The organism is Microbacterium sp. PI-1 (assembly GCF_004337555.1).
Lineage (GTDB): Bacteria > Actinomycetota > Actinomycetes > Actinomycetales > Microbacteriaceae > Microbacterium > Microbacterium aurugineum.
The window spans coordinates 162,780-178,220 of sequence record NZ_SJYZ01000003.1 but is presented as its reverse complement, the minus strand read 5'-3'; the positions used below and the strand labels follow the sequence as shown (position 1 = coordinate 178,220).

The window sequence follows — 15,441 nt, the reverse complement described above, 5'->3', positions numbered from 1 at the left end:
CGCCCGGTCCCTCAGTAGTGCGGGGGCACGTCCTGGATGAGCTGGTCGTCGTTCGGACCTTTCGGCCCCTTCGATCGCGCCGGTGGCGGCGTCGACTCACCGGGTGCGGACTCCGGTGCCGGATCACTGCCGGGAACCGGCGTCAGGCGAGCACGACGAGAGCCGGGGACCCGCACCACGCTCTGGCGCGGAATCCGGTCGTCGTTCTCGTCAGTCATTCTGGGTGTCGATGATGTCGATCGGCTGCGTGTCGTTCTCCGCACGCGGGGCGGAGTCGGAGATGCCGAGCACGGCGGCGATGCGCGTCGCCACCGTCACCGGATCGCTGTACAGATCGAAGGCGTGCACGCGCACGTAGTGCCAGCCGAGACGACGCAGCACGTGCGGCCGCAGACGCAGGGTCTCCCGCAACGATTCGCCCCGGGATTCCGGATCGGATTCGATGACGACGGCCTTGCCCGCGTGCTGCGCGACGAGCGGCAGCAGCCCGCGGTAGTCGACGTCGACAGAGGCGCCGAGCCGCCGGAGCTCCCGGGCCAGAGCGAGGGTGAGGGGGTCTGCGAGGTCCTCGAGCCGCGCATCCCGGCTGCGCGTGGCGAGGCCCCCGAGGATCGACATCAATGTGGCCGCGCCGTGCTCGAGACGCCCATCGTCGAACGACGAGGGCCGGATCGAGGAGACCAGGACCATCGAACGGCGGGCACGGGTCATCCCGACGGTCAGGAGCCGCTCGCCGTCTGGGGTGGAGAGGTCGCCGAAGTCGCTCAGGACACGACCGTGCTTGGTGAGTCCGAAGCCGAGCGAGAAGATGACGCGGTCCCGGCTCTCGGCGACCGATTCCTCGAGGGTCAGCACGGCGAAGGGCTCGACCGTGTCCCGTCCGACGAAATCGGCCACATCCGATCGGCCGGCGAAGGCGGAGGTGACGGCCGCGCGCACCCGCTCCGCGTGGCGAGCGCTGGCCGTGACGACCATGAGCGACTCCGACGGGCGGTGCACGGCATGCTCGACGACGAGTGTGACCACTCGGGCGACCTCGGCATCCGGGCTCTCGACCGCGCCCGAGATCGGATCGGGAGTGCCGGTGCCGCCCTCGACGTAGTCGACCGTGAGACTGCCGCGACCGAGGTACGAGCCGGCCCAGGGCAGCGACACGATCTCGCCGCCGTAGAACGCGTCGTTGATGAGTTCCGCGAGGTCTTCGCCACCGGCTCGGTAGCTCCGGGTCAGCGTCATCACGGGCAGCAGCTCGGACAGCCGCTCGAACGCCGAGACGTCGTCGAACGGGACCTCGGGCTCCCACGAATCCTCCGGATCGACCGCGATGTGGAAGGGCGTCGGACGCTGTGTGACCGGGTCCCCGAACGCCACGATCTGACGAGCACGACGGATCGTCGGCGCTGCCTCGGCGAGGTTGATCGCCGCCGCGTCGACGAGGAGGACGGTGTCGAACTCCACGGACTCCGGGATCTCCGGCACCTGATACGGCGAGGAGATCCAGACGGGAGCGAGCACGTCGACGAGCGTCGGCGCGGCACTGACGATCTGCGCGGTGGTCGCCGACTGCTGCGTCAGCGCGCGGCGGAGGTGCTGCGATTGCTGAGGCTCGTCGACGATCGCGATCCGCCACTGGTTCGCGAGCTGCCAGGCGAGAAGAGGACCCGCCATCGCGGCATGCGCTTCATCCACCAACCGGAAGTCCCGCTCGAGACGGTCGACTACGGCGGTGTTCGCGCCGAGGAGGGCACGGTTGTCCTGCAGTGCTCGCTCGAGGAGTGACTGCCACCAGGCGAACTCGAGCTCCTCCCCCACCTGCGACTCGGAGACGTGTCGCACCGAGAGTTCCGTGAGCAGCGGCTCGAGCCCGAGGAGCGCCAGACGGTCACGCAGCTGTGCGCGCTCCACGAGGTTCTCGAAAACGTCGGACTTGGCGGCGAGCCCGGCCAGGGTCCGCACGAGTCGTGCCACGGGCAGCGAGGCCAGAGGCTCGCGGCGCCCAAGCGCGGCATCGAGCTCCGCGAGCTCGGCCTCCGCCCGCTGCCAGGCGGCGTAGACGTCGGCGAGACCGAGCGGGATCTCCGGAGCGGCACCGGCTTCGACATAGCGCTGCCACTGCGTGCGCTGGGCCTGGATCCGCAGCAGGGCCTCGTGCATCTCGGTGACGTGGACGCCCGGACGCACATACTCCTTGGCGAGACGACGCAGCCGCCGCCTGTTCGCCCCGGAGAGCCCGGGCGCATCGCGACGCGAGCCGTGCGCCTGGATGAGCTCGCCGAGCGGGCGCTCGAACACGGTGGGACTGAAGCGGTCCAGGGAGTCGCGGATGCCCTGCAGCAGCCGCAGGTACTCGCCGAGTTCGTCGATGGTCGAGAACGGACGCATGTGCGTCTGCGCGATGAGTTCGTAGCCGCGTTCCAGGAGCGCGGGCACGCTGCTGGAGTGCAGCCTCCCGGCCAGTTCGTGGGCGGCGCGTGCGGCCTCGGTGCTGGCGAAGGTGACGCCGTACCAGGGAGAGTCGTTCGGACCGAAGCGGAACTCGCCGAGACGTGCCGCCTGGGCGAGCGCTTCGGCGGCTTCGCTGCGGTCGGACGCCAGACGACGCAGTGCGTCCGATCCGAGCCGCGCGGTCGTGGAGGGAGGAACCGGCAGGGAGGCGAGCCGGGTGAGTTGGCGGGTCGCGTCGAGCACCGATGCATCCATGCCGGCGATCGGCGCCGTGAGCGCCTGTCGATAGTCGCGAAGCACCGTGCGCAGGCGCACCAGCGCATCGTCAACCTCGCTGACCTTCGGAGCCGTGGCCTTCTCGTTGCGTCCGATGGCCCTCACGAGGTCGCGGCGCACGCTGGCGGGCGAGATCGCAAGACTGTCCAGACCGATGCCCGCGAGCCGGTGCCGCACGCCGTCCAGCGTCGACCGACGGGCGGAGACCACGAGCACCCGCTTACCGCCCCGCACCAGTTCGCCGAGCGCGTTGATCACGGTCTGCGTTCCGCCCGTGCCGGGAAGTGTCGCGACGGTCAGGGAGTGCCCCGCGGCGATGCGTGCGAGCACCGCTTCCTGCTCGGCGTCGGCATCGAGGAGCAGGTTGTCGGACGCGGGAGCACGATCGTCGGGGCCGGTGTGGTGCGGCGTGGCCCGCGGTGCCGTGACACGCTCGCGGTCGCCGACGTGGCCGCCCAGCGCGTTGAGGACCACGTGGTCGAGGCTTCCCCCATCACGCGACATCGCACCGGACACGTCCGCGAACGTCGAGACGACGAGCCGCGGCTCGACCGAGAACGTGTCGATGGAGCGCGTCATCGCTCGCAGGCTGTCGATCACGGGCTGCGGCTTGAAGATGCCGCCGTCATAAGCGAGGGCGGCGAGCGCCGCGGCGTCGATCGAGAGGCCGAAGTGTTCGCGTGCGATCCGAACGAGCGCGGGATTCACCTCGAAGGCGCCCTGCAGCTTCAGCTCGAAGTCCGAGTGATGGCGACGGATCGCCAGCGGGCGCAGCAGCACGGGTGCGGCGAAGCCTGCCCCTCCGATGCGCCACCCTGCGACGCCGACGGCGAGGTGCACGGCCTCGATCCCTCGGACCGTGCGGAGTTCGGTGTTCTTCGCGGTGATGCGCTCCGCCGCGAGCCGCGCGGTGCGCAGGCCCACCTCATCGCGGAACAGATTCGACAGGAGGGTCGACTTGCCGGTGATGAACTGCGGCAGGCTGCCCGGATGCGCTTTGGAGATGTCGATGCCGGACTCGACGGTGTCGCGGAAGCTGACCAGCGGCGACGGGCCTCCCAGATCAGCGGCCTCGGCCCTCAACCGGGTCCGTTCGGCCTCGGCGGCATGCGCGATGTCGACACCGGTCGCGGTCTCACGCAGGTCACCGATCGACACAGCGGCTTCCGCCGCTGCGTCCTCCGCCGCTGCGTCCTCCGCAGACCTGTCTTCACGTCGCCACACATTGACACCCTAGGCGCGACACGCGGAGAGCGAGAGTATCCCAGGCGGGTTTCCGCCGAATTTCCGCCGGAGACGGGCGACCCGCACTCCTCCTGCCCCGCGCTCCACTGTTTCGTCTTATCCACCTGAGCCGGGCGGAGGATGGTCCGCGACCACTGTCGCCGGTCAGGATGGTGCCATGACCTTCCGCTACGACTTCGCTCCGACTCCGTTCGGCGACGCCCTCGCGGTGTTCTCCGACGAGGGCATCGTACGATTCGACCTCTCCGAGTCCGAAGACCCGCACGTCCCCTGGCTCCTCGAAGGGGTCGCCCGCCAACTGCACGCCGTCCCGGAACCCGATCCCGGCGCCGCCGACGAGCTCGCGCACCTGCTCGCCGAGTACTTCGACGGCACACCGGTCGCCTTCCAGGAGCACCTCCGGCTCGATTGGCGCCTGACCGACGGCTTCGCGCGCACCGCGCTGCAGACCATCAGCGGCATCGCCTGGGGAGAGACGATGAGCTACGGCGACGTCGCCGTGATGGCAGGACACCCCGGCGCCGCTCGCGCCGTCGGCACCGCGTGTCGGCTCACACCGTTCTCGATCATCGTCCCCGTGCATCGGGTGGTGCGCTCGGATGGAAGCCCTGGGCACTACGGCGCACACCCCGAACGGAAGCGGTTCCTGCTCGACCTCGAAGCCGGCTGACCCGGCGTGGCGCGAGACGTGGACCCGGCGAGTAGGCCGCCGGGTCCACGTCTGACGCCAGGAGAGAAGAAGGCCGGGTGATAAAGTCGACGCTACGAAACGGGGCACGCAGTCGTCACCCGGAAGCAGGTAATCGTGAGCGCTCCCGCCACCCTCGAATCCGAGACCGAACTCGTCGCCAATGCCGTGCGCGAACTCGCCAGACGAACTCGTTTCCCCGTCGCTTTCGGCGGTCTCATCGAAGAGGGCGTCGTGAGCGTCACCAGCATCGTCGGCGCACGCACCCGCTCGCTGGACGGACTGCGCGTCCGCCCGGAGCGCGGACTGGGCGGACGAGCGATGATGGAGTTGCGCCCGCGGATGACGAGCGACTACGGCTCGTCCCAGCAGATCACGCATGACTACGACGTGTTCGTCCTCGGTGAGGGCCTGCGCACGCTCCTCGCCCTGCCGATCATCGTGCAGGGACGCCCCCGCGGCGTCCTCTATGCCGGCGGGTGGGATGAGGAACAGGTCGGCGGCGTGACCACCGCACCTGCCATGCAAGTGGCGCAGTCGGTGGCCGACGAGCTGCGCATCCGTGACGAGGTCCAGCGGCGGATCCAGGCGAACACCGGCGGGGGCGATGCCGTAGCCCCGCCACAGCGTGAGGAACTCCGGGAGAGCTTCGCCGAATTGCGCAGCATCGCGGCTTCCCTCGATGACGCCGAACTCCGTGCGCGCATCGCGCGGGTCGAGCAGCGCCTCGTCACCCTCGCAGGCGACGATCCGACCGTCTCGACCAGTCCGATCCCCACCGTTCGCCTCTCTCCGCGGGAGACCGACGTGCTCGCCTGCGCCGCGATGGGGGCGACCAACGCGGAGATCGCGACGCAACTGGGTCTGCGCGAGGGCACCATCAAGGCGTATCTCGGCACGGCGATGTCCAAACTCGACGCCTCCACGCGACATGCCGCCGTCACGCGCGCACGGCGTGCAGGTCTCCTCCCGTGAATATATTCACCGCATGAATGTCAATTCGCTATTGTCCGGTTGCTCGGTTTCACCGGATGACATATATTCGCATTCATGGCGAGAAGAATTGTGCATCAGCTGGTAGACGACATCGACGGCAGTGTCCTCGAAGTAGGTGAAGGCGAGACCGTCCACTTCTCGTTGAATGGCGCCTCCTACGAGATCGATCTGAATTCGTCCCACGCCGAGGAGTTGCGCGCGGCTCTCGAGCCGTACATCTCCGCCGGACGCCGCGCCGGTTCTTCCGCCGCGACCCGCACGTCGCCTTCGCGCAAGCGCCCTGCCCGTAATCCGGAGGTCGCGGCGATCCGCGCCTGGGCCAAGGAGAACGGCCACACCCTCTCCGAGCGCGGACGAATTCCCGCGCCTATCGTCGACGCGTACAACGCCGCACACTGATCTCGCACCGAGTCATCCCTTCGGGGAAGACTATTCGGCCGTCTCCTTCAACCACGGCTCATCCCGCAAAGTGATCTCCTCAGTCATGTCCGCGAGGAATCGGATGACGACTTCCCGTTCCGCAGGGCTGAGGCGCGCCGCGGAATAGAAGCGCTTGGCCTGCTGACGGCCGACCGTCTCCATCGCAGCCAATCGCGTCTCCGGCGTGATGGCGATATGAAGTGCCCGTCGGTCGGTGGGGTGCGGCGCCCGCGTGATGTGCCCGCCCTTCTCCAACCGGTCGAGGAGCTTCGTCGTCGCCGCCGTGGAGACACCGAGGTGGTGCGCGATGCCCCCGGGGGTCGCGACCAGCTGCCGGTTCGCGCACACGATCAAGTAGTGCAGCGCACGCATGTCGGTCTCGTTGAGCCGCATGTAGCGCCGGGACGCCTGTGAGAGCTTCTGCTCCGCCTCTCGCAGATTCGCGAGCGACTCCATGAGCCGGGCGATCTGTCGCAGTTCCTCGGGTGGCACACCCTGCCGGTCCACGAGCGTGCTGCGCGGATCACTGGCGTCGACGTCGTAGATCGCCGAATGCGTGAGTCCGTCGGGAGTCTTCTCGTGCCCACTCTCGCTGGGATCACCGTTCGACAACACTTCCTCCGCGCTCTCCTGCGGGGTGGTGCCGGGCTCCGTGTCCATGCGATCATGTTACACACCAACAGTTTCATGCTAAGTTGACTACTTACCAAGTTAGCGAAACACCGGACGCCTCGGAATCAAGGAGATGCCATGGATGACGTGACCCTCCTTGCCGAAGACGGGACCGCCGTGGGGACGCTGCCGAAGCGCGACGTCCACACCCGCGACACCCCGCTGCATCTGGCGTTCTCCTGCTACGTCCTCGACACGCACGGTCGCCTCTTGCTCACTCGTCGCGCACTGGCGAAGAAGACCTGGCCGGGTGTGTGGACGAACAGCTTCTGCGGTCACCCCCGCCCCGAGGAGGACATGCTCGATGCCGTCAGGCGGCACGGTGTCCACGAGCTCGGGATCGAACTCACCGACCTGCGCCTCGTCCTCCCCGACTACCGCTACCGAGCCGTGGACGCGAGCGGGATCGTCGAGAACGAGATCTGTCCCGTGCACGTCGCCGTCATCGACGGCCAGCCCTCAGCGAACCCCGACGAGGTGTCCGAGTGGATCTGGGTCGACGTGGCCGCTCTCGTCGAGGGCATCACGCACACCCCGTTCGCCTTCAGCCCCTGGCTCGTCGAGCAGCTTCCGATTCTTCGACGACTCGGCGAGGTCTGACCGATGAGCGGCACGGTGACGGAAGAGGACCTCGGGACGCGCATCGAAGAAGCTCTGCGCCACCGCTTCTCGGAGCGCAGCGCGGCTGCCGAGAAATACGGAGCGGAGTTCGTCGGACTCTGGCGCGCCGCCGCGCAGCACGCTCTCGGCGGAAAGCTCGTCCGTCCTCGCCTCCTCATCGACCTTCTGCAATCACTCTCCCCCTCCCCCTTGTCGGAGCGGGAGACCGCGTGCGCGATCGATGTGGCCGCACACGTCGAGCTCCTCCACTTCGCCTTCCTCCTGCACGACGACGTCATCGACGGCGACCTGACCCGGCGGCGCGGTCCGAATCTGATCGGCGCTCTGGTCGCGGCCCACGCCGATACTCACGTCGAGCCCGCACTGCACTGGGCGCGCTCGAGTGCGATCCTCCTCGGGGACATGCTTCTCTCCTCGGCCGTGCTGGGATTCGCGCGAGCCGATGTCTCCGCCGACGCCCGTGAGCGCCTGCTCTCACTGCTCGAGCAGACGATCTTCGAGACCGTGGCCGGAGAACATGCCGACGTCGCACTGAGCGACGGCGTGATCGCGCCCGATCTGCGGACCATCCTCGCGACGAGCACTTACAAGACGGCGACTTACTCCTTCGTGCTCCCCCTGCGCGCCGCCGCCGTGCTCGCGGGCTCATCCCCCGCCGCCGAGGAACAGCTCAGCGAGATCGGTCGGCATCTCGGCCTCGCCTACCAGTTGCAGGATGATCTGCTCTCCGTGTTCGGCGACCCCGGACAACACGGCAAGGACGCCTACTCCGACCTGCGCGAGGGCAAGGAGACGGCGATCATCGCCTACGCCCGCATGACGGCGCACTGGGAGAGCATCGAGGTGCACTTCGGCAGATCCGAACTCACCGTCTCGGAGGGGTCCGAAGCCCGCGATCGATTGCGCGCGTGCGGTGCCGAGAGCTTCGTCCTCGGACTCATCCACGAGCATCTGGATGCGGTGTCCACCGCGCTTGCCGCCGCGGAGTCCGACGGCACGCTCCCCGCCGCGGCTGCCCAGACGATCCGCGCTCACGCGTCCCGCGTCGAAGGGCGCCGCCGATGACCGCGGAACCGGCTGATCGTACGGACGACACCGCGCTGCGGCGCTTCAACCGCACGGCGGAGATCGCCACGACCGATGTGATCCGCACGTACTCGACGTCGTTCGGGCTCGCCACCCGGCTACTCGGCCGACGTCATCGTCAGCACGTCCGCAACATCTACGCCATGGTGCGCATCGCCGATGAGATCGTCGACGGGGTGGCCGCCGAGGCCGGACTCGACAGCACTGCGCAGACGGCGGCGCTCGCCTCCTACATCGAAGAGACGCACCGCTCGATGCGGACGGGCTACAGCAGCGACCTCATCCTGCACGCCTTCGCGCGGACGGCACGGGAGTGCGGTATCGGCGAGGACCTGACCGGGCCGTTCTTCGCCTCGATGAGCGCCGACCTCGCCGATGACGCCGACTTCACGGCCTACGATGCCGACGCCCACGCCGACTACGTCTACGGTTCCGCCGAGGTGGTCGGACTCATGTGCCTCCAGGTCTTCCTTCGGGGGGCGGACCGGACGGACGAAGAGCTCCGCACGCTCCGCCGCGGTGCGCGCCAGCTGGGCGCCGCGTTCCAGAACGTCAACTTCCTCCGCGATCTCGCCGACGACACGGACCGGCTCCACCGCGGGTATCTCGGGGGGTCCGCACGGCTGACGGATGCGGACCGCGATGCCTGGGTGGCGACGGTGTTCCGGCAGCTGGCGGATGCCGAAGCCGCCATCCCCCTCCTCCCGAAGGATTCCCGCGCCGCGGTGCGGAGTGCCCTCTCCCTGTTCGCCGCGCTCACCCGACGCGTGGCGAAGACGCCCGTGGAGGTGCTGTACCGCCGACGCGTTCGTGTGCCGGATCCGATCAAGGCCGTGCTCGCGGGTCGCGCCGTGATCGTGACGACGTGGGAGCGGGACCGATGAGCCGCGTGGTGGTGATCGGTGCGGGCGTCGCCGGCCTCGCGACGGCCGGCCTCCTGGCGAAGGACGGGCACGAGGTCGTCGTCCTCGAGAAGAACGACCGTGTCGGCGGGCGCGCAGGATCCATCGAGCGGGACGGGTTCCGCTTCGACTCAGGGCCCTCGTGGTACCTGATGCCGGAGGTGTTCGATCACTTCTTCGCGATGATGGGGACCTCGACGTCGGAGCAGCTCGACCTCACCGCGCTCGACCCGGGATATCGGGTGTTCCGTTCGCCTCGGTCCTCGGGGTCGGTGAGCGTCCCCGCGGGACGTGACGCGGTCACCGAGCTCTTCGACGAGCTGGAGCCGGGCTCCGGTCCCGCCCTCGACGCGTATCTGGACTCCGCGCGCAACGCAGCCGCGATGGCGGAGAAGTACTTCCTGTACAACCCGTTCACCCGCATGCGCACGCTCGCCGCCCCGGAGGTCCTGCGGGCGCTCCCCCGGCTGTTCACGCTCCTCGGCACCCGACTGCAGTCGTTCGCGGAGCAGCGATTCCTTCATCCGGTCGTGCGCCAGATCCTCGGCTACCCCGCCGTCTTCCTCGGCACCGACCCGCGCACCGCTCCTGCGATGTACCACCTCATGAGCGCACTCGACCTCGATCAGGGCGTGCGCTACCCCCAAGGCGGCTTCTGGCGCGTCGTCGAACGGATCGACGCGCTGGCTCGCGCGGCGGGCGCGCGGATCGTGACCGGTGCTGATGTCACCGGCATCCACACGCAGGACGGCCCCGACGGCGTGCACACGACCGGCGTCGGCTGGACGGACGACGCGGGCGTCGCACACGTGGAGCACGCCGACATCGTGGTCTCGGCCGCGGACCTGCACCACACCGAGACCGTGCTGCTGCCGCCTTCCCTGCAGACCTACCCCGAGTCCTGGTGGTCACGGCGTACCAGCGGGCCCGGCGGGGTGCTCGTGATGCTGGGAGTGCGGGGCTCCTTGCCTGAGCTTCCGCATCATTCCCTGTTCTTCACCGATGACTGGGACGCCAACTTCGACGCGATCTTCGGAGCGACCCCGACCGTTCCCGATCCGGCGTCGACCTACGTGTGCCGACCGAGCGCGTCGGATCCCGATGTCGCTCCGGAGGGCCATGAGAACCTGTTCGTCCTGATCCCGGTCCCGGCAGACGTCGAACTCGGACACGGCGGACCCGACGGGACGGGATCACCCGCGGTCGAGAGCGCGGCGGATGCCGCGATCGATCAGATCGCCACCTGGGCCGGGATCCCGGATCTGCGCGAACGCATCGTGGTGCGCGAGACGATCGGCCCCGCGGACTTCCAGGACGACTACCACTCCTGGCGCGGAGGAATGCTGGGACCGGCGCACATCCTTTCCCAGAGTGCGATGTTCCGCGCGCAGAACGCCTCCCGGCGTGTGCAGGGCCTGTTCTACGCCGGCGCCACCACCGCGCCGGGTGTCGGCGTCCCGATGTGCCTCATCAGTGCGGAGATCGTCCTCAAGCGCATCCGCGGTGATCACTCCCCCGGCCCACTCCCCGTTCCCGTGCCCACCGTTGTCGGGACGGAGGCGTCCTGATGGGCATGGTGTACCTGGCGGCCCTTCTCCTGTCGCTGGGCTGCATGCTGCTGCTGGATTGGCGCTTCCGCCTCTTCTTCTGGCGCGATGCCGTGTCGGCGACGGTCGTGACAGTCGTCGGGCTCGTCTTCTTCCTCCTGTGGGATGTGGCGGGCATCGCCAACGGGATCTTCTTCCGCGGTGACGGCGCGATCGCGACCGGGATCGTGCTCGCGCCGGAACTGCCGATCGAAGAACCCGTGTTCCTGCTGTTCCTCGTGGTGTGCACGATGGTGATCTACACCGGGGCCGAACGCCTGATCACGCGCTGGCGTGAAAGCCGTCGTGCAGGGGCGGGTGCGTCATGAGCTACATCCAACTCGCCGCCTGCTTCCTGCTCGTCGCCGTCGTGGTCGGCGTCATCCTGCCGCTTCTCCGCCGACGCCGCGGACCGCTCCCGGCCGCTGTGCTGCTCACCGTGCTGGTGCTCTTCGTCCTCACCGCCGTGTTCGACACCGTGATGATCGCGAGCGGATTGTTCCACTACGCGCAAGGTCCGCTGCTCGGGATCCACATCGGGCGGGCCCCCGTCGAGGACTTCGCCTACCCGCTGGCCGGTGCCCTGCTCCTTCCCGCCGTGTGGGCCGAACTGCGCGCGCGACGGCGGGCACGCGAGGACCGCAACACCGACGAGGAGCACGGATGAGCGCCGGCGCCACACCATCCCGCACGCTCGGACGGGATCTCGCGCAGATCCTGCTGTCGTCGCGACCCATCAGCTGGATCAACACCGCGTTCCCTTTCGCAGCCGCCTACCTGCTCACCACCCGTGAGCTCGACGTGACCCTGCTGGTCGGCACGCTGTACTTCCTCATCCCGTACAACCTGGCGATGTACGGCATCAATGACGTCTTCGACTACGCGTCCGACCTCGCGAACCCGCGTAAGGGCGGGATCGAGGGCGCGCTCCTGGCGCCGCGCATCCATCGCGCGACCCTCTGGGCAGCGGCAGTGACGAACATCCCGTTCCTCGCCTACCTCGTGATCGTCGGCAACCCGGCATCCTCGTTCTGGCTGGCCGTGAGCGTGTTCGCGGTGATCGCATACTCCGCACCGGTGCTGCGCTTCAAGGAGCGGCCGTTCCTCGATTCGATGACGTCGAGCACGCACTTCGTCAGCCCGGCGATCGTCGGGCTCGCGCTGGCCGGCGCATCCGTCACGTCCGCCACCACGCTCACTCTCGTCGCGTTCTTCCTGTGGGGCATGGCAGCGCATGCCTTCGGTGCCGTCCAGGACGTCGGACCGGACCGCGAAGCCGGGATCTCCTCGATCGCGACCGTGATCGGGGCGAGGGCGACCGTCCGACTGTCCCTGTCGCTGTGGGTGCTCGCCGGAGCCGCGATGCTCCTGACTCCCTGGCCGGGACCGCTCGCCGCGGTGCTCGCACTGCCCTATGTGGTGAACGCGGCACCGTGGTGGAACGTCGACGACGCCGGCTCGGCAGCCACGAACCGGGCCTGGCGGCGCTTCATCGCGCTGAACTATTTCGCCGGTTTCCTCGCGACGATGATCCTCATCCTCGCGTGGGTGTCCTGACCCTCCCCGACAACAGAAACCCTTCCGAGAGGAACACGATGTCCCGCCCCGACTCCGCGCCGACTCCACCGATCAGGGAGCGCTCACGACGCCACTCCTGGGTACGCGTGTTCCTTCCGGTGGCACTGATCCTCGTCTGGCTGGTGGGTGCATCGCTCGGCGGTCCCCTGTTCGGCAAGGTCGACGAGGTGTCGTCCAACGACCAGACGACCTACCTGCCGGAGTCGGCGCAGGCCACCGAGGTCCAGCAACTGCTCGGCGAGTTCAACGACAGCGATTCGCTCCCGGCCATCGCAGTGTTCACCTCGGAAGACGCGCTCACCTCTTCCGAGCTGGACGCCATCTCCGACGCCGTCGCGGACGCACCCAACGTGGAGGGCGTCGGCGACGACGTCTCTCCGGCGCTCCCCTCCGAGGACGGGAAAGCCGTCCAGGCCTTCATCCCGATCGAGAGCGACGCGGAACTCGCCGACGCGACGGCGGCTCTCGGCGACGAGCTGCGCGGCGCCGTCCCCGACGGCATCACGGTGTACATCACCGGCCCGGCCGGCTTCAGCGCCGATCTGGTCGCGGGCTTCGCCGGCATCGACGGCCTGCTGCTCGGTGTCGCGCTCCTGGCCGTCCTGATCATCCTGGTGCTCGTCTATCGATCGTTCCTGTTGCCCCTCGTCGTGCTGTCCACGAGCCTGTTCGCGCTCTGCGTGGCACTCCTGGTCGTGTGGTGGCTCGCGAAGTTCGAGGTGCTGCTGCTCAGTGGCCAGACCCAGGGCATCCTCTTCATCCTCGTGATCGGCGCCGCCACCGACTACGCCCTGCTCCTCGTGGCACGCTTCCGGGAGGAGCTGCGGGTCTCCCAGGACAAGGGGGTGGCGCTGCTCGCGGCCTGGAAGGGGTCGGTCGAGCCGATCGCCGCCTCGGGCGGGACCGTGATCGCCGGGCTCCTCTGCCTGCTGCTCAGCGACCTGAAATCGAACAGCACCCTCGGCCCCGTGGCCGCGATCGGCATCGTGTTCGCGATGCTCTCCGCGCTGACGCTGCTGCCCTCGCTCCTGCTGCTCTTCGGCCGTGCGGTGTTCTGGCCGCGACGTCCGCACTTCGAGCCCGAGGTCGTCGCCGCCGAGCACGGCATGCGGACGACGGGCCTGTGGGCTCGGTTGGCCGGCGTGATCAAGCGCCGCCCGCGGGTGATCTGGATCGTGACCACACTCGTCCTCCTGGCCGGAGCCGCCGGGGTGACCCAGCTCGATGCCAACGGTGTTCCGCAGTCCGAGCTGGTACTCGGCGCCTCGGAGGCCCGAGACGGGCAGGTCGCGCTCGGTGAACACTTCCCCGGCGGATCCGGCAGCCCCGTGTACGTGGTCGTCGACGAGGACCGCCTGCAGGACGTCGCCGACGTGCTCCTCGCCAACGACGGCGTCGATGCGGTCTCGGTCACCGCCGCGGATTCCCCCAGCGGCAGCGCACCCGTGACGGCCGACGGCATCACGGCCGTCGGTCCTCCCGGGACGCCGGCCCCCGAGCCGACGACCGTCGACGGCGAGGTGCTCCTCCAGGGAACGCTCACGGACGCGGCGGACTCCGAAGCCGCCGCGGCCACGGTGCGTGAGCTGCGGACCGAGCTCGACGGCACGAACGCCCTCGTCGGCGGAGTCACCGCCACGTCCATCGACACGAACGACGCGTCGATCCACGACCGCAACCTGATCATCCCGGTGATCCTCGTCGTGATCATGGTGATCCTGATGCTGTTGCTGCGCTCGATCCTCGCCCCTGTCCTGCTGATCCTGACCACGGTGCTGTCGTTCGGCACGGCGATGGGAGTCTCGGCGCTCGTGTTCAACGGGGTCTTCGACTTCTCCGGTGCGGACCCCGCCGTCCCGCTCTTCGGCTTCGTGTTCCTGGTCGCGCTGGGGATCGACTACAACATCTTCCTGATGACCCGTGTGCGCGAGGAGTCGAAGGCGCACGGCACGCGAGAAGGGATCCTGCGCGGGCTCTCGATCACGGGGGGCGTGATCACGTCGGCCGGTCTGGTCCTGGCCGCGACGTTCGCCGCGCTCTCCGTGATCCCGATCCTGTTCCTCGTCCAGCTGTCGTTCATCGTCGCCTTCGGAGTGCTGCTCGACACGTTCGTCGTCCGCTCTCTGCTCGTGCCGGCCCTGACCTACGACATCGGCAAAGCGATCTGGTGGCCTTCGAAGCTCTGGCGGCGCGGAGAGGACTGAGACGCCCCGCCCCACAGCGGGAAGCGATGACCTCGCTGGGTGCCCTCGACAGGATTCGAACCTGCGACCTGCCCTTTAGGAGAGGGCTGCTCTATCCCCTGAGCTACGAGGGCGCGCGTCAAGTCTACGTGACTCGAGAGCGCGCCCTCGGCGCCCCTGGCTAGGCGGCGAGAGCCAGGTACGGCTCCCATCGCGGGTCGCTGCGTTCGGTTCCCCGCACCGTCCAGGCCGTGCCGTGCGGGGGACGCGGCGTGAATCGCAGCTGCCAGCGCATCTCCTGCGGGGTGCGGTCGCTCTTGACGTTGTTGCAGCGCAGGCAGCAGGCGACGAGGTTCTCCCAGGAGTCCGCGCCTCCACGCGAACGCGGCAGCACGTGGTCGATCGTGGATGCGGCTTTCCCGCAGTAGCCGCACCGGTGATTGTCGCGACGGAGCACGCCACGCCGCGTGACCGGCACTCGTCTGCTCGTCGGCACCCGGACGTACCGGGCGAGGATGATGACCGCGGGACGATCGTAGACACCGTGGGTGCCCCAGACGGGGTCGTCTTCCACGCGTTCGATAACGGTCGCCTTGTCGTTCATGACGAGCACGAGGGCTCGTTTGAACGACACGATCGCGAGCGGCTCGTATCCGGCATTCAGGACCAGTGTGCGCATTCGTCATCCTCTCGATCCGCCGGGACGGCTTCCCGGCACTCTCGACTCACACGAGGTCGCGCAG

General features: G+C 68.6%; 15 protein-coding genes and 1 tRNA gene. 11 read left to right on the top strand and 5 right to left on the bottom strand.

The window, feature by feature from the left end:
- Positions 1-11 precede the first annotated feature (11 nt).
- A complete protein-coding gene (locus E0W80_RS04790; protein ID WP_131491512.1) occupies positions 12-218 on the bottom strand; it encodes a hypothetical protein in 207 nt (68 codons plus the stop codon).
- Positions 211-3,879 (bottom strand): ATP-binding protein, encoded by a 3,669-nt coding sequence (locus tag E0W80_RS04785; protein WP_131491587.1) that lies wholly within the window; start codon positions 3,877-3,879, stop codon positions 211-213. The genes E0W80_RS04790 and E0W80_RS04785 overlap by 8 nt, the downstream gene beginning before the upstream one ends.
- Positions 3,880-4,123: 244 nt before the next feature.
- Between E0W80_RS04785 and E0W80_RS04780 the strand changes: the two genes are divergently transcribed.
- The 3 genes from E0W80_RS04780 (at position 4,124) to E0W80_RS04770 (ending at position 6,049) form a co-directional block, all read left to right on the top strand.
- The gene (locus E0W80_RS04780) at positions 4,124-4,636 is read left to right on the top strand and encodes a methylated-DNA--[protein]-cysteine S-methyltransferase (protein ID WP_047524472.1); all 513 of its coding nucleotides are present in this window, start codon (positions 4,124-4,126) and stop codon (positions 4,634-4,636) included.
- Between the two features lie 135 nt (positions 4,637-4,771).
- Positions 4,772-5,629 (top strand): LuxR C-terminal-related transcriptional regulator, encoded by an 858-nt coding sequence (locus E0W80_RS04775; protein ID WP_131491511.1) that lies wholly within the window; start codon positions 4,772-4,774, stop codon positions 5,627-5,629.
- Positions 5,630-5,704: 75 nt separating this feature from the next.
- Positions 5,705-6,049: an Lsr2 family protein gene (locus tag E0W80_RS04770; protein WP_131491510.1), complete on the top strand. Its 345-nt coding sequence runs from the start codon at positions 5,705-5,707 to the stop codon at positions 6,047-6,049.
- A gap of 30 nt (positions 6,050-6,079) precedes the next feature.
- Here E0W80_RS04770 and E0W80_RS04765 read toward each other — a convergent pair whose 3' ends face one another.
- Complete coding sequence (locus E0W80_RS04765) at positions 6,080-6,730, bottom strand: MarR family transcriptional regulator (protein WP_131491509.1); 651 nt, start codon at positions 6,728-6,730, stop codon at positions 6,080-6,082.
- Between the two features lie 90 nt (positions 6,731-6,820).
- On the opposite strand from E0W80_RS04765, the gene idi reads away from it, so the two are divergent.
- Genes idi through E0W80_RS04725 form a run of 8 tightly spaced genes read left to right on the top strand, consistent with a single transcriptional unit; the run spans position 6,821 to position 14,719 of the window.
- Positions 6,821-7,342, top strand: a complete 522-nt coding sequence (gene idi / locus E0W80_RS04760) for an isopentenyl-diphosphate Delta-isomerase (protein ID WP_131491508.1) — start codon at positions 6,821-6,823, stop codon at positions 7,340-7,342.
- A gap of 3 nt (positions 7,343-7,345) precedes the next feature.
- Entirely contained in the window at positions 7,346-8,428 is a 1,083-nt protein-coding gene (locus E0W80_RS04755; protein WP_131491507.1) for a polyprenyl synthetase family protein, read from the top strand.
- Positions 8,425-9,333 (top strand): squalene/phytoene synthase family protein, encoded by a 909-nt coding sequence (locus E0W80_RS04750; protein ID WP_131491506.1) that lies wholly within the window; start codon positions 8,425-8,427, stop codon positions 9,331-9,333. Before E0W80_RS04755 ends, E0W80_RS04750 begins: the two co-directional genes overlap by 4 nt.
- Positions 9,330-10,919 (top strand): phytoene desaturase family protein, encoded by a 1,590-nt coding sequence (gene crtI / locus E0W80_RS04745; RefSeq protein WP_131491505.1) that lies wholly within the window; start codon positions 9,330-9,332, stop codon positions 10,917-10,919. The genes E0W80_RS04750 and crtI overlap by 4 nt, the downstream gene beginning before the upstream one ends.
- On the top strand, positions 10,919-11,266 hold the full coding sequence (locus tag E0W80_RS04740) for a lycopene cyclase domain-containing protein (RefSeq protein ID WP_131491504.1): 348 nt from the start codon (positions 10,919-10,921) through the stop codon (positions 11,264-11,266). Before crtI ends, E0W80_RS04740 begins: the two co-directional genes overlap by 1 nt.
- Positions 11,263-11,604, top strand: coding sequence for a lycopene cyclase domain-containing protein (locus tag E0W80_RS04735; RefSeq protein ID WP_131491503.1), 342 nt, complete (start codon positions 11,263-11,265; stop codon positions 11,602-11,604). The genes E0W80_RS04740 and E0W80_RS04735 overlap by 4 nt, the downstream gene beginning before the upstream one ends.
- A complete protein-coding gene (locus E0W80_RS04730) occupies positions 11,601-12,494 on the top strand; it encodes a prenyltransferase (protein WP_131491502.1) in 894 nt (297 codons plus the stop codon). Before E0W80_RS04735 ends, E0W80_RS04730 begins: the two co-directional genes overlap by 4 nt.
- 38 nt (positions 12,495-12,532) lie before the next feature.
- Complete coding sequence (locus tag E0W80_RS04725; RefSeq protein WP_131491501.1) at positions 12,533-14,719, top strand: MMPL family transporter; 2,187 nt, start codon at positions 12,533-12,535, stop codon at positions 14,717-14,719.
- 40 nt (positions 14,720-14,759) lie between these two features.
- Here the strand turns inward: E0W80_RS04725 and E0W80_RS04720 are convergent.
- Positions 14,760-14,832: transfer RNA gene (locus E0W80_RS04720), tRNA-Arg, on the bottom strand.
- A 47-nt stretch (positions 14,833-14,879) separates the two neighbouring features.
- Positions 14,880-15,377, bottom strand: a complete 498-nt coding sequence (locus E0W80_RS04715) for an HNH endonuclease (protein ID WP_047522501.1) — start codon at positions 15,375-15,377, stop codon at positions 14,880-14,882.
- Positions 15,378-15,441: the final 64 nt, after the last annotated feature.

Coding starts and splice junctions, on each gene's coding strand:
- E0W80_RS04790 (WP_131491512.1), bottom strand. CDS start 218: ATGACTGACGAGAACGACGACCGGATTCCGCGCCAGAGCGTGGTGCGG.
- E0W80_RS04770 (WP_131491510.1), top strand. CDS start 5,705: ATGGCGAGAAGAATTGTGCATCAGCTGGTAGACGACATCGACGGCAGT.
- E0W80_RS04750 (WP_131491506.1), top strand. CDS start 8,425: ATGACCGCGGAACCGGCTGATCGTACGGACGACACCGCGCTGCGGCGC.
- E0W80_RS04730 (WP_131491502.1), top strand. CDS start 11,601: ATGAGCGCCGGCGCCACACCATCCCGCACGCTCGGACGGGATCTCGCG.
- E0W80_RS04715 (WP_047522501.1), bottom strand. CDS start 15,377: ATGCGCACACTGGTCCTGAATGCCGGATACGAGCCGCTCGCGATCGTG.
- idi (WP_131491508.1), top strand. CDS start 6,821: ATGGATGACGTGACCCTCCTTGCCGAAGACGGGACCGCCGTGGGGACG.
- E0W80_RS04755 (WP_131491507.1), top strand. CDS start 7,346: ATGAGCGGCACGGTGACGGAAGAGGACCTCGGGACGCGCATCGAAGAA.
- E0W80_RS04740 (WP_131491504.1), top strand. CDS start 10,919: ATGGGCATGGTGTACCTGGCGGCCCTTCTCCTGTCGCTGGGCTGCATG.
- E0W80_RS04725 (WP_131491501.1), top strand. CDS start 12,533: ATGTCCCGCCCCGACTCCGCGCCGACTCCACCGATCAGGGAGCGCTCA.
- E0W80_RS04735 (WP_131491503.1), top strand. CDS start 11,263: ATGAGCTACATCCAACTCGCCGCCTGCTTCCTGCTCGTCGCCGTCGTG.
- crtI (WP_131491505.1), top strand. CDS start 9,330: ATGAGCCGCGTGGTGGTGATCGGTGCGGGCGTCGCCGGCCTCGCGACG.
- E0W80_RS04780 (WP_047524472.1), top strand. CDS start 4,124: ATGACCTTCCGCTACGACTTCGCTCCGACTCCGTTCGGCGACGCCCTC.
- E0W80_RS04765 (WP_131491509.1), bottom strand. CDS start 6,730: ATGGACACGGAGCCCGGCACCACCCCGCAGGAGAGCGCGGAGGAAGTG.